The 13,773-nt window shown below is 63.6% G+C and carries 10 protein-coding genes; 8 read left to right on the top strand and 2 right to left on the bottom strand.

Annotation, left to right across the window (positions count from 1 at the left end; genetic code table 11):
• Nucleotides 1–169 precede the first annotated feature (169 nt).
• The 7 genes from KNN17_RS01685 (at nt 170) to KNN17_RS01715 (ending at nt 10,997) form a co-directional block, all read left to right on the top strand.
• Nucleotides 170–1,480 (top strand): acyltransferase family protein, encoded by a 1,311-nt coding sequence (locus tag KNN17_RS01685; RefSeq protein ID WP_241707207.1) that lies wholly within the window; start codon nt 170–172, stop codon nt 1,478–1,480.
• On the top strand, nt 1,477–1,833 hold the full coding sequence (locus tag KNN17_RS01690; RefSeq protein ID WP_241707208.1) for a GNAT family N-acetyltransferase: 357 nt from the start codon (nt 1,477–1,479) through the stop codon (nt 1,831–1,833). The genes KNN17_RS01685 and KNN17_RS01690 overlap by 4 nt, the downstream gene beginning before the upstream one ends.
• A gap of 107 nt (nt 1,834–1,940) precedes the next feature.
• Nucleotides 1,941–4,544, top strand: coding sequence for a SpaH/EbpB family LPXTG-anchored major pilin (locus KNN17_RS01695; protein WP_241707209.1), 2,604 nt, complete (start codon nt 1,941–1,943; stop codon nt 4,542–4,544).
• A gap of 229 nt (nt 4,545–4,773) precedes the next feature.
• Nucleotides 4,774–8,157 (top strand): DUF7927 domain-containing protein, encoded by a 3,384-nt coding sequence (locus KNN17_RS01700; RefSeq protein WP_241707210.1) that lies wholly within the window; start codon nt 4,774–4,776, stop codon nt 8,155–8,157.
• A gap of 43 nt (nt 8,158–8,200) precedes the next feature.
• Nucleotides 8,201–9,670, top strand: a complete 1,470-nt coding sequence (locus KNN17_RS01705; protein ID WP_241707211.1) for a SpaH/EbpB family LPXTG-anchored major pilin — start codon at nt 8,201–8,203, stop codon at nt 9,668–9,670.
• A gap of 233 nt (nt 9,671–9,903) precedes the next feature.
• A complete protein-coding gene (locus KNN17_RS01710) occupies nt 9,904–10,725 on the top strand; it encodes a class C sortase (protein ID WP_241707212.1) in 822 nt (273 codons plus the stop codon).
• Between the two features lie 62 nt (nt 10,726–10,787).
• Entirely contained in the window at nt 10,788–10,997 is a 210-nt protein-coding gene (locus KNN17_RS01715; RefSeq protein ID WP_241707213.1) for a YegP family protein, read from the top strand.
• Between the two features lie 347 nt (nt 10,998–11,344).
• On the opposite strand, the gene KNN17_RS01720 is transcribed toward KNN17_RS01715, so the two are convergent.
• Complete coding sequence (locus tag KNN17_RS01720) at nt 11,345–11,680, bottom strand: hypothetical protein (protein WP_078106911.1); 336 nt, start codon at nt 11,678–11,680, stop codon at nt 11,345–11,347.
• A 176-nt stretch (nt 11,681–11,856) separates the two neighbouring features.
• Between KNN17_RS01720 and KNN17_RS01725 the strand changes: the two genes are divergently transcribed.
• Nucleotides 11,857–12,633 carry an SDR family NAD(P)-dependent oxidoreductase gene (locus KNN17_RS01725; protein WP_241707214.1) on the top strand — a complete coding sequence of 259 codons (777 nt, stop codon included), beginning with the start codon at nt 11,857–11,859 and terminating at the stop codon, nt 12,631–12,633.
• Here the strand turns inward: KNN17_RS01725 and KNN17_RS01730 are convergent.
• Complete coding sequence (locus KNN17_RS01730) at nt 12,599–13,681, bottom strand: FUSC family protein (RefSeq protein ID WP_241707215.1); 1,083 nt, start codon at nt 13,679–13,681, stop codon at nt 12,599–12,601. The genes KNN17_RS01725 and KNN17_RS01730 overlap by 35 nt on opposite strands.
• Nucleotides 13,682–13,773 lie beyond the last annotated feature (92 nt).

Here is a 13,773-nt window from a genome sequence, read left to right on the forward strand (position 1 = left end):
GTGGGTGCGGCTCCACAGCTGCGTACCGGCACGCAGGCCCCCGGGCCGCACCCACGAATTCACACCCTCGCACGCTCTGGTTCCCGCCGTCGAGCGGGCGGACAATGATCTCAGCAGTTCACGAGGGAGCGCGATGGGATTCTCGGGGCAACAAAAGACGTCGGCGGGCATGGCCGCATTTGGCCGCCCACGTGATCCCGTGATCGATCTCGCCCGGTTCTTCTGCCTCATCCTGGTGGTGCTCTCGCACTGCATGATGGTCAGCCCGGTCCTGCACCCCGACGGCACCGTCACCACCGAAAACACGCTCATGGAACAGCGCTGGTTCGAACCCGTCCTGTGGGTGTTCCAAGTGATGCCGCTGTTCTTCGTCCTCGGCGGCATCACGGGACTGGAGTCTTGGCGGCGGTTACGCTCGCGCGGCGGCTCCGGCATCGACTACGCGCAATTGCGGCTCTTGCGCCTCATCCGTCCGGCAACCGCGCTGCTGGCCTCAATGTTCGTCGGGCTGTGGGCCGCGAGGCTCCTCGGCGTCGACCCGGAGGTAGTCCAGCTCATCGCGACCGGCGCGGGCATGCCCTTGTGGTTCCTGGCCGCGTACCTCGCTACGCAATTGAGCGTTCCGGTCCTGGCCCGGCTGCATGGACATTCCCCGTGGTTGACCCTCGGCGGGCTCGTGGCGGCCGTGATCACCCTGGACTCGCTGCGCGGGGCGTTTCCGATGCTCGCCTTCGTCAACATGCTCTTTGTGTGGTGCGCGGTCCAGCAATTCGGTTTCTTCATTGCCGACGGCATCTTCGCCGGGCGCAGCCGGGGCTGGTTCGTCGGGTTGATCGTCGGCAGCAACCTGCTGCTGGGGCTCGTGACCGGAATCGGGGTCTACTCCGGAAACATGATCGTCGACCTCAACCCGCCGAACTTCTGCATGCTTCTACTCGGCCTGTCCCAGGCAGCAACCCTGCAATTACTGCGCCCCGGACTTGACTGGGCGGCCGGCGTGCGCTGGATCCGATGGGTAGTGGCGGTGGCGGGCCGGCGGTCCATGACGGTCTATCTGTGGCATTTGCCGCTACTCGCGGCCATGTCCGGGCTGCTTCTCCTCACGGACTTCCCCAAGCCGGCGGCCGGTACCGCCGAATGGTGGTGGGCCCGCCCGCTGGTCCTGCTCGGCGTCCTCCTGCTTTTGCTTCCGGTCCTGCTCCTGTGCGGCAGGCTCGAAGAGCGCCCGACGGCGGCCATCCACGCGCGCGGCAGGACGCACGTCGCGGTGGTGACTGCCGCCGTCGTGGTCTTCATCCCGGTGGTGGACGCCGCCTTCAACGGACTCACGCTGACCCTCCTCGGCGGGGGAGCGGCGTGCTTCGCGCTGGGAGTGTTGTTGCTGGGACGGGTGCCGGCCGGCGTCCTTGCTGCGGCGGTTCCCGACGGGCCTGCGGTGCCATTGCCAGAGCCCGGTTTACGTGCGAATCTCGACTCATGACTGAGTTCACGGATTCAACCGAAGAGTCGTTCAGCCCGGGCGTGACAACGGTCAGGAATGACAAATTCCACCGTTACGAGCTTCTGGTTGACGGTGAAGTAGCCGTGATCTCACAGTTCATGGACAAACCCGGCCACATTGATTTCCTCCACACCGAAACGCGCCCGCAGTTCAAAGGCCGCGGGTTGGCCAAGGTCCTCGCGCACTTTGCCTTGGACGACGTCGTCGCCTCCGGCAAGCGGATCATCCCGCATTGCCCGTTCATTGCCGCCTATCTGCGCAAGCACGAGGGTTACGAGCTCGACGTCGATTGGCCGCCGGAACCGCCCGTAGGGGAAGCGGACAACGAGTAGCGGGCCCGCCTAGCTACCTAGGGCGGAGTGCTGGAACTATCGCTGCTTGTGGCGGGCCTTCGTAAGATTCAAGTCACATGCAATTTCGGCTGTCACACTGGATTGCTATGGGGCAAGTTTCAGAAGACGGTTCGAATGGCGGGGACGCGTCGTTGGCTGTCGGGCACAGCGACCCTCAAATCATGGCCATGGTGCGTGAAGGCGACGCTTCCGCCTTCGATGTACTGTTCCGGCGACATGTGGCAGCGGCCCAGTTTGTTGCCCGCGCCCAGACGGACAATGTCAGTGACGCCGACGACGTAGTGGCCGAGGCGTTCGCTTCGATTTTCCAAGCCCTCATCGAGGGCAAAGGACCTGACCAGTTTTTCCGTTCCTATCTTCTGACCGCCGTCCGGCGAATTGCCTACGACCGGAACCGGAAGGCCAGGCGTACCCAGATCGTGGGCGACGTCGACGTCTTGGATACGGTTTCCGTCGATGCGGACACCGTATTGGACGCCTTCGAGTCCAGCACCATGGCGAAGGCGTTCAGATCGCTTCCGGAACGCTGGCAGGCCGTCCTCTGGCATGTGGACATCGAGGGCCTGAAACCTGCGGCAGCCGCACCATTCATCGGGTTGAGCCCCAACGGCGTCTCCTCGCTCGTGATCCGGGCGCGTGAAGGGCTCCGGCAGGCCTACTTGCAAAACCACATCACGGTGGTCAGCGACGACTCATGCGTTGAATTTTCGAGCCAGCTCGGAAAGTACGCACGCGGCGGCCTGAAACGTGCGTCGTACGAAAAAGTCAAGGCGCATTTGGATGAGTGTTCGAAGTGCACGGCTGTGCTCGTCGAACTCAACGATGTCCAGGCGGGCATGAGGGCTCTTGTCTTCCCCTTGGTGGTCGGAGTGGTCTTCACGCCGGCGGTGACTGCCGGATTCCTCCCCGGAACCGCGCTGCTGGAGTCGCTTTTTCCCGGCGGGGTTCTTCCGGAGCCTTTTCTTTCCGAGCCGTTCCTTCCGGGACAGTCGGAACCGGCCGCAGCCGGACTGCGCTCGGTGGGGGAATTCTGGAAGATTGCGGTCGCCGCGCTGGTCCTCGGGGGCCTCGCGATTGCAGGCATCCTCATGTGGCTTGGACAAACCGGCCCGGCGCCCATCGCTGAAGCCGAAGTCCCGAGCATCGCGCCGCCGTCAGCCCAGCAGTCCGCGCCGGAACGCGCCCCGACGGCACCCCCGCCAAGCCCCGTGCCGACGTCGGACCCGCCGGCCGTTGCCGAACTGCAACCCGCAGCGCCCGCGCCAATGGCTCCCGAAGCAGTTCCCGTGCCGCACGAGACGGCCAGGGTGGTTGATTCCGGGACCGGCATCACGAACCCCGTTTCGCGGATGGGCTCGTTGACGATCCATAAGTTTGAGAAGCCGGCGACTCCGAGCAAGCTGCCGAATGACGGAACGGCACTGACCGCCGCCCAGCTGGAGGGACTGACCCCGATGGCGGGGGTGACGTTCACAGTGCAGAAGGTGAACAACATTGACCTGACGACCAACGCGGGCTGGACTGCCGCGGCTGCCTTGACGCCGGCCCAGGCCACGGCGCAGGCTGGGCCCGGTTCGTCGGTCACGACCGGCGCCGCGGGAACCGCGACTCTGGGGAATCTTCCTTTGGGCTTGTATCTGGTGACGGAGACCGGCTACCCGGCCGGTGTCACTCCTTCGGCGCCGTTCCTGGTGACCCTTCCCATGACGGATCCGGCGGGCGGGACGGGCTGGTTGTATGACGTGAACGTCTATCCGAAGAACGCGGTGACGACAGCGACGAAGACCGTGAGCGATGCGTCCGTGGTCAAGCTCGGTGACAACGTGCAGTGGACCATCACCTCCGATATTCCCAATGTCAGCCCGATTGATGGGTACCGGGTCGTGGACAAGCTGGATCCGAAGTTGAGCTACACGAACTCGACGGTGGCGCTTTCGAACAGCGCGGCGTTGGTGTTGAACACGGACTACAGGATCGTGTTCGATGCGGCCTCGAACACCCTCACGGTCGATTTCACCGCCCGTGGCCGGGCGGTCCTGGCTGAGAATCCGGCGGCGAAGGTCCTGGTCACGGTGAACACCGCCGTGAACACGGTCGGTGAGATCACGAACACCGCCCTCGTGTATCCCAATGCGGCCAGCTTCACCATCACTCCGGGCCAGCCCGGAGGCCCGGTGGTCACGCCTCCGGTCGCGGTGACGAAGTGGGGCGACATCGTCCTGCACAAGAAGGATTCCCAGAGTTCGGCTGCCCTGTCCGGTGCGGTGTTCTTGGTGTACCCGAGCCGGGCCGATGCCCTGGCGGGTACGAACGCGATCAGCGTCGGAGGTGCCAGTTCCTGGACCACCGATGCCAGAGGGAACCTGGTGATCTCCGGCCTGCGCTACTCCAACAGGGCGAACGGAAAGGCCGTCAGCCCAGGTCAGCCGGGCTACCAGTCGTACTGGCTGGTCGAGACCAAGGCCCCGTCCGGGTACGCGCTGCTCACCGAGCCGGTCGAGACCGCTGTGATCAGCGACGACCCCTCCGCTGTCACGGTGACGATCGGCAATGTCAAGCAGAATGCCGGATTCCAGCTGCCGCTCACAGGCACGGGAACCTGGGGACTGACCGCGGGCGGGATCCTTGTGCTGGCTGGCGCAGCCCTGTTCATGGCCACCGGGCGCCGGAGGCCAACCGAAGCGAAATAGGCGACGGTCCGCCCGGAACGTGACCCGCCGATGACACATTCCGAAAATTTGTTCCCGTTTCCGCGTCACGATCTGAGAATTGCTCCCACTGTTTCAGTGGGTGGCCGTTTCTCCCTCCTTCATTCAAAAATTTGAATCTGTTTTCTGCGACACGAATCGCGGGAAGCGCGTACTTGATGGCTAGAGACCACCTGTGTGCCCGCTCCCGAAAGTGATGCAAGAAAAGCCTATGAAGCAGTCCCTTCCAGCCAAGCTACTGGCAATTCTCCTCACCGCAACGATTGTCGGCCTTGGCTTAGGCGGCACCGTGCCTTCACCCGCATATGCGACGACGCCCGGAACCCCGGGAGTGCCACAGGCTGGTACGCCGGTCTACACCGAGGACTTCAGCAATCAGGATGCTTCGGCGGCTGCCATCAACATCCTGAACTACACCGGCGGTGCGGCAGCCGCGTTCTCGACGTACACGGCGGACCCGCAATGGACGCCGGCTGGAAACCAGTGCAACGGCTGGATCATGAGTTGGACCACGCCCAACCCTCCGGCCTCAGACGCTGGTTGCCAGCGCAACCTCGGCACCACGTGGCCCTCGCTACGGAGCATGGCCCAAGCACTCGGCGTGGCGCAGGGGCAGAGCCCGGCGCAAGCACAAACGAATCAGGCTCTGACGGAGTACACGAATGCCTTGAGCGGTTCCATCACAGCCGGCACGGAATTCCGCACAGTGAAGACCATTCCCGCGATCGCCGGGCACTACTACGCTGTGTCGGCCTATTTCGCGGCTGTGAACTGTCCTGCCCAGGGCGGCGCCAGTCAACCGCAGGAGACATTCAGTCTTCTCGTGAACGGCACTCCGATCGTGCTGAGCTCCGGACTGAACCCATGCACCAGTTCCACTGACTGGTCGACCCAGGTGACCAAATTGCAGTCGGCGGCGTACATGGTTCCGAACGGAACGACCGCGAACCTCGGGCTGTCTCTGTACAACGCCCAGACCAGTGGCTCGGGTAACGACGTGGCGTTCGACCTGCCCCAGATCGTCGACGTGACCCCGCAGTTGGACAAGTCGTTCAGTCCGGCGCTCATCGCCCCCGGCCAGGCCTCCACCGTGACGCTCACGGTGACCAATACCAGCGACCTGAAGGCGAAGAACGACTGGAGCATCACCGATACGCTGCCCGCCGGCGTCGTGATCGCCCCTAACCCCGCGATCGGCGGGACGTGTGCCCAGGTGGCCGGTGCCGCATTCGTCAAAACGGGAGTCGCCGGATCGAACACCTTCACGGCCACGGGCGGTGATCTTGCCGTAGGGCAGGCATCCTGCACCATCACGTTCAATGTGACGGCAGCTGGAGAGGGGACGTATGTCAACGGTCCCGCGAACATCGTGACCAACCTCAACCCGCCCGCGAACGCCACGCTGACCGTCCGAGCTCCGCGGATCGCCCTCACCAAGGCTCTCGGAGCGCCGCGTCAGGCGGCAACGGACCAGTTCACCGTGCAGATCCGCACCGGCGGGGCGGCGGGCGCGGTAGTCAACAACCCCACCAACTCGACCACGACAGGTACGGGATCGTCAGTAACTGCGGGAACCGGCACCACCGGCGCCTACGTGGCCACGGCTGGAACTGTGTATACCCTGACCGAAGCGGCCGCCGGTACGGCCAACCTTGCAAACTATGCCGGCTCCATTACCTGTACGGACTCGTTCGGCCTTCAGCCTGGTTTGCCCGTCGGTGCCGCGTTCAGCGGTTCGCTGGCCATCACCCCGGTGGCCGGGGCGAACATTACCTGCACCTTGTCAAACACCGCCCAGCCGATCATCAACGTAGCCAAGCAGCCCGGCACTGTCACCGGTCCGGATGCGAACGGCGACTTGGTCGCCAACTACACCGTCACCGTGGCCAACACCGGCTCGGTGGCCGGGACCTACGGCACCCTGGCCGACACTCCGGCGTTCGCCCCGAACCTGGCTGCAACGAGTGCTGCTTGGACGACTACCGGGACCGGCGCTCCTGCTGGTGGATCGTCGTCGACCGCCGGCCCTTACACCCTGGCTCCGGCGGGTTCTGCCATCGGTCCAGGGGTCACGCAGACCTTCAACCTCGCGGTGACGTTCCACTACACGAACACCACACCAGTGCCGGCGTGCGCCGGCCCGGGGACGGGTCTGTTCAACTCCGTTGCCTTGCCGCCTGGCCAGGAGCAAGGTCCGACGACGGACAACTCCGCCTGCGACGCCCTCACCCCCAATTTAGTGGCCTCCAAGAGCGTGGACCCCGTGGCCGGCACCATGGTCCAGCCCGGGCAGGTTCTGAGCTACTCGCTGACCTTCGATAACACGACCGGTACTGCCCCGGCCGCTGTCAGTTTCACCGACTGGCTCGGAGACGTTCTGGACGCCTCGAGCTTCGTGGCCACCTCCATCACCGCAACCTCCACGAGCGGGACCCCCTTGCTTGTCACGAACAACTCGGGCGCAACGCCGAAAACCTTGGCCGTCACGGGCACCGTGGCTGCCGGCGCGAAGAGCGTCGTCACGTATCAGGTGAAGGTCAATAGCGCCGGCAATCTGGGTGAGGCTTCGCTCGAGAACTACCTGACACCATCAACCACCATCACTCCGCCAACGAGCTGCCCGGCTGGAAGTGCCACCTGCACGGTCAATCCCGTGGGCGTGTGGACCCTGGGCAAGACAGCATCCCCTGCTTCCGGAACCTCCATCAACCCGGGCGATCCAAGCGCAAACAGGGTGATCACGTATGCGGTGACGGCCACCAACTCCACCGCCAACCCCATCACAGGTGTCATCCTCACCGATGACCTGAGCCAGGTACTGAACAACGCCACGTTCACCGCGGGGTCCGCGAACCTGACCGTCAATGGCAGTACACCCCTCGCAGTCCCGGATCCGGGTACCGGCAGCACGTTGGCGACTCCTTCATTTACTCTGCCCGGCAACGGCACGGCAGTGTTGACCTACTCGGTGACGGTCAGCACGAATGCATGGCTCGTCATCGTGAAGAACGGGGCAACCGGCAACGGGATCGTCCCTCCGGCACGATGCGTCACCGGAGGCTCGGCGCCACTTGACCCTGCATGTTTCACCACGAATCCCACTACTGGCCACCTGTTCCTGCAAAAGGCAGGACCCGGGGCAACCCAGGGTTCCACCGTCCCGCTGACCGGCTCGACCTTTGAAATCCACAACGATGCCGCCGGGCAAATGGGCCCCACCGTCGTCGGAGTGAACAGCCCAGTATCCGGGTCACCCGGACTGGTCGAGGTCAAAAATTTGCTTCCTGGGACCTACTGGCTGCTCGAAACCAAAGCCCCGGACGGCTACTCGCTTCTGGCCACCCCCGTGAAGTTCACTATTGCGCCGAACGGCAGCATCGCCTTGGACCCGGCCACCGCAGGAACGTCAGTAACAGCAAACAACCAGACCATCACCGTTCTGGATATGGCGTCCGTCAAGCTTCCATTCGCCGGTGGGCCAGGCACTGCCGACATCTTCGGCGGAACGGTTCTCGGGATCCTCGCCCTTATGACTTCCCTCGCCCTCATCGTCTTCAGGCGAGCGAACAAGACCCCACAAACCCAAACTCCTTAGCGCAGCTCCGCGCAAATCAATGGGGGAACAAGAAAGGAACACGATGAAATCATCGAAGGTGAGGCGCGGCATAATAGCCTCTTTCGCCGCAATAGCCTCAGCTGGGATGCTCGCCCTCGGAGCCGGAGGTGCACACGCGGCGAACACCGCGAACATCGATCCGTCCAAGACGGGTTCGTTGACCATCCATAAGTACGAGAAGCCGGCGACGCCGACGAACCTGCCTAACGATGGAACGGCACTGACCCCGGCCCAGACCGCGGCACTGACCCCGATGGCCGGGGTGACGTTCACAGTGCAGAAGGTCAACAACATTGACCTGACGACCAACGCGGGCTGGACTGCCGCGTCAGCCTTGACGCCGGCCCAGGCCGCGGCGCAGGCGGCCACCCCGGGCTCCACGACCACGACGGACGCGAACGGAACGGCGAGCCTGGGGAACCTTCCCCTGGGCCTGTATCTGGTGACGGAGACCGGCTATCCTGCCGGTGTCACTCCCTCGGCCCCGTTCCTGGTGACCCTTCCGATGACGGACCCCGCGGGCGGGAACAGCTGGCTGTATGACGTGAACGTCTATCCCAAGAACGCCGTGACTACAGCGACGAAGACCGTGAACGACGCCTCCGCGATCAAGCTTGGTGACGCGGTGACGTGGACCATCACGTCCGACATTCCCAACGTGAACCCGATCGATGGATACCGGATTGTCGACCAGCTCGATTCGAAGCTGAGCTACACCAGCTCGACAGTGGCGCTTTCGAACAACGCGGCACTGGTGTTGAACACCGATTACACGGTCGTGTTCGACACGGCCACGAAGACCCTCACGGTCGACTTTACCGCCACCGGCCGGGCCGTGCTCGCGGCCAATCCCACGGCCAAGGTCCTGGTGACGGTGAACTCCACCGTCAGTACGGTCGGTGAGATCGCGAACACGGCTCTTGTCTACCCGAACGCGGCCAGCTTCACCATCACCCCGGGCCAGCCCAACGGTCCGGTCGTCACTCCTCCAGTTATTACCAAGTGGGGCGACATCGTGCTGCACAAGAAGGATTCCCAGAGCTCCGCGGCCCTGGCCGGTGCCGTGTTCGCGGTCTACCCGACCCAGGCCGATGCCCTGGCCGGCACGAACGCGATCAGCGTCGGAGGTGCCAGTTCCTGGACCACCGATGCCAGCGGCAACCTGGTGATCTCCGGACTGCGTTACTCCAACTGGGCCAACGGGGCAACAGTGACCCCGGGCCAGCCCGGCTACCAGAGCTACTGGCTTGTGGAGACCAAGGCCCCGTCCGGCTACGAGCTGCTCGCCCAGCCCGTCGAGACCACGGTCACCAGCAACGACCCGTCAGTGGTCACAGTGACGATCAACAACGTCCCGCACAACGCCGGGTTCCAGCTGCCCCTCACCGGTGGTGTGGGAACCTGGGCCCTGACCGCCGGAGGGATCCTCGTGCTGGCAGGCGCCGGTCTCTTCATGGTCACCGGCCGACGGAAGCGCAACGAGGCAAAGTAAACACCCCTCGGTGACCCGCATCCCTTGATGCAGGGTATGGGGCATCCGCCAGTATGGTGGTTGCCCCATACCTCTCCCGTCCATCACAGCAAGAGGCCCCAATGCCCCAAACCCTCAAAGAATTCATGGAGGGTTCCGAAACCGGTCCGGACGGCGGCCGTCGGCGCCCCCGAAAAGGGACGCGTGGACGCACAAACATCAGGCGTGGCCATGCCGACCGGAGATTTGTGACCATGATGGTCGTTGCCGCCATCGGTCTGGGCCTGGTCCTCTACCCCCAGGCAGCCGACTGGTTCAGCTCGATTTCCCACAACAACCAACTTTCCGGCTACGCGCAGGAAGTCGAACAGCTTGAACCCTCTGCCCGGACGAAAGTGTTGGACCGGGCACGCGAATACAACTTCCGGATCCCTGCCGGACAGCTGCGGGACCCGTACTCCGCCCACGCCCCGGCCCCGGCTTTGGAAGGGCAGCTGCGGGATTATCAGAGCCAGCTCAACGTCGCCAACGACGAGGTGATCGGAAGATTCCGCTACCCGTCCCTGAACATCGATCTGCCGATCTTCCACGGAACCAGCGACGACGTCCTTGCCAAAGGAGTCGGCCATCTCTATGGTTCTTCCCTTCCCGTGGGCGGCCCCGGCACTCACAGCGTGCTCACATCGCACTCGGGAATCCCGAACGCGGAACTCTTCAATCCCCTCCACAGCGCGAAAACGGGTGACATCTTTTCCACCGAAGTCATGGAGCACACGTTCCTCTACAAAGTGGACAGGATCGAAGTGGTCAAGCCGGATGACATCTCCTCACTGAAAATCATCCCTGGCCAGGACTCCGTCACCTTGGTCACGTGCACACCCATTGGAGTCAACTCGCACCGGCTCCTTGTTCACGCCTCCCGGATCGCGGACATCCCCAAAGACGCGCCGGAGCAGAAAACCCTCGCGGGACGCCAATCCAACATCGGATTCCCGTTCTGGGTGGTCTATTTCATCGGCGGCTTGCTCGCCTTCTACCTGGCTTCCCGGGCTTGGAACCGCCGGCGAAGCCGATGATTCAAACGCTTGAGGAACGCAAGGCCTGAAGCGCACCTACCTCCCGACAAGAAAGCACTGCAATGGCCTCACAATTCAAACTCTACGTTGACGCGGACGCCCACCTCCGGTTCCAACTCGTCACTGAAAATGGAGACGTCCTGCTCACATCCAAGGCTTTTGAGGACGAGGATGCGGCCATCGCAGCAATCTGGTCAGTGCGCGAAGCTGCGGCCAAGGGACGCATCGTTGATCTCACCGTTTCGATGCCGGAAGACCGGCCCGCCGAATAAATCATGAACCCGGCATTTCGACGGTTCTTTCGGAAAGAACTTGCGACGTTCGCGACACGATTCATGTCCCCGCGACACATAGTTAGTGCCTGGCATGGGATGGAATGAGACTCCTGGCGGACCTGTTGGGGGCCGCAACGAAGGAGCTCGTTCTCGATGGACCGCATGCCAGGCCGTGCCCATGGGGCCGTGCGCCCCCATGCGACTCACGGCCCGGGGCGCGTGCGGGGATCAATGGATCCTTGCACGGCGTGCGGCTGGATCTGAGACCCCAGCCGCACGCCACCTCAGTCCTAGCTGAAGCGAGACGAATGCGCGGCGTCTTTCCTGCCATCCCGGGAAGGTGCCTACTTTTGTGCCTTCCGTTTCTGCCATTGCCAAGCGTGCCAGAACAGCAGCGTCGCCAAGATCAGGGCTGCGGCCAGGAGAAGCTGCGGGATCATGATTGTCAAGAAGTACGCGGGGGGCATCGTATTTCCCGGACTGGGGGTGAACGGGGTCATAGCCTCGTTGATGATCACCATGATGCCTATGACGAGCGCCACCTCCAGTGCCCACAGCCCGATGATGAACGGATTCACCGAGCCCCCTCGGACGGCCTCAGGTGTCTCTAGGTGATGCTCCAGCGAATTACCGTGCTCGTCGATTTCGCGGAATTCAATCCGGGCATGAGCTTCGTCCACTGTCTGTTCCCCCTTTTTTTGGCAGCCGCTGCCCCGCCCTTCGGCGGTTTATACGGGCGCATTTTGAGGCACTCTACCGCGAGCACAGGAATCGAACGAGTACCGCCGTCAAGATGCCGCTTGACGGCCGGGACGGACATCACCACACGGAGGGTTAACGGGGCTAGTCTGGGCGCATGACAACTCGTGCCAACGAACTCACCGCCTTGGTCACCGGGGCTACTGCCGGACTCGGCGCCCAATTCGCGCGCCAACTGGCCGAATCCGGCCATCACCTCGTCCTCGTGGCGCGCGACGAGGGGCGGCTGCGGGCAAGCGCTGAGGTGCTTGAGCGGGACTTCAGTATCTCGGTGGAGGTCCTGCCCGCGGACTTGACCTCCGACGTCGGGGTTGCGGCTGTTGCAGCCAGGCTGCGTGACGCTTCGCGGCCGGTGGACGTGCTGGTCAACAATGCTGGAATCGGTTTGCTGAATTCTTTCGAGAAGAACGATGTGGAAGACGAAAAGCGGCATTTGCGACTGCATGTCCAGACACCCCTGGAGCTGTGCCACGCGGCCTTGGAAGTGATGCTGGCACGCAAGTCCGGGAGGATCATCAACGTCGCGAGCGTTGCGGCGTTCGCGAACCGGGGAAGCTATTCGGCAGCCAAGGCTTGGCAAGTCAGCTTCAGCCGTTGGGCGAACACTGCTTATGCCCGCAGCGGTGTGAAGGTCACCGCGGTGTGCCCGGGGTTCACCCACACCGAATTCCACGATCGCATGGGCATGGACAAATCGGTGGCTCCGCGTTTCCTGTGGCTCAAGGCCGAGCGCGTTGTCCGGGAAGGACTGGAAGACAACGCCAAGGGCAAAGGGGTATCCATCCCGACGAAGCGGTACAAAGCGATCACCGCCGTCATGCGTTTCCTGCCGGCGAAGCTTACGTCGGGTCCGCCCCGGAGGCCCCTGAAATAGATCGGCCCCGCGAAGTAAGCCGGGGCGCTTGGACCAGCACGGCCACGGCGATCCCGATCACGGCTCCCACGAGCGTCTCTACTCCGCGTTCCAGGACGAGCACTCCAGGATCCGCGGGCGCCGCCAACTGAGTCATGAGCAAGATGAACGGAGTGAAGAACACCATGGCCCAGCCGTAGTGCCGAGCCATGAACAACTCGGTGGGGAACTGGAAACCGATCACCAGCAGGGCCAGGATGATGGTGGTTTGCCCGGGGAAATAGTGCAGCGGAGAGAGCGGTCCCGGAAAGAGTACGACGGCGACAATCGCCAATCCGAGGAACGTCCCCACGATGCGGTGGATGCCGCGGTGCAGCCGCCCCGGGGTGTCGGCACCGGCCAGCGGGGCAGCTGCCGCGAACATGGCCCAGTGCGGGTGCCCGCTGCCCGTGAGCACTCCGCAAGCACCTGCCGCGCCGACGGCGAGCACATACCTTGCCGCGTGAAGCCCGGCTGCCTGCCGCAGCTGAGTGTTGAATGCCGGAATGTCCCGGATGGCGCCGCGTTCCCACCCCCGGTACCGAAGCCATCCGGCGAAGCCAACCACCATCGAGAACGCAGCCGATGCCGCGCAGATCAGGACTGCAGCGAAAAATGGAATGTGCGCGGGGACGGAAGCGCATGCCCCCAATGCCAGAATTCCGAAGAAGGGCCCGTTGGGCTTGAGCCGCACCTTGTCCGAGAACAGCGAGCCCACGCCTGCCAAGAGCGTCTCGACCACTACCAATCCCCACGAGTGGATATGGGAGACGGACAAGAACGTGCCCACCGAGACACCGGCCAGGAGCACCGCTGCAGCCTGGGCCTGGTGCTTGAGCCGCAATTGGTGCGACTCGGCACGGCCGTACATGCCGGTCAGGGCGCCGAACACGGCGTAGATGATGAGGTCCGCGCGGCCAACCGCAAGAAGCACCAGCGCCGGCACGGCGACGCTCAGTGCGACGCGGACGGCAGCCAGGTGATCGTTGCTTGCCGGTGGAACGGTATTGAGCGCACGGAAATGGGCCATGATTGATCGCAACGGGACACCACCAATCAATTCAGCCGATCATTGGGAAGTTATCAGCACCCCGAGATCCGCGCCATTAGCTGGGTCACAAC

Origin of the sequence: Arthrobacter bambusae (assembly GCF_022606295.1) — a bacterium.
Taxonomy (GTDB): domain Bacteria; phylum Actinomycetota; class Actinomycetes; order Actinomycetales; family Micrococcaceae; genus Arthrobacter; species Arthrobacter bambusae_A.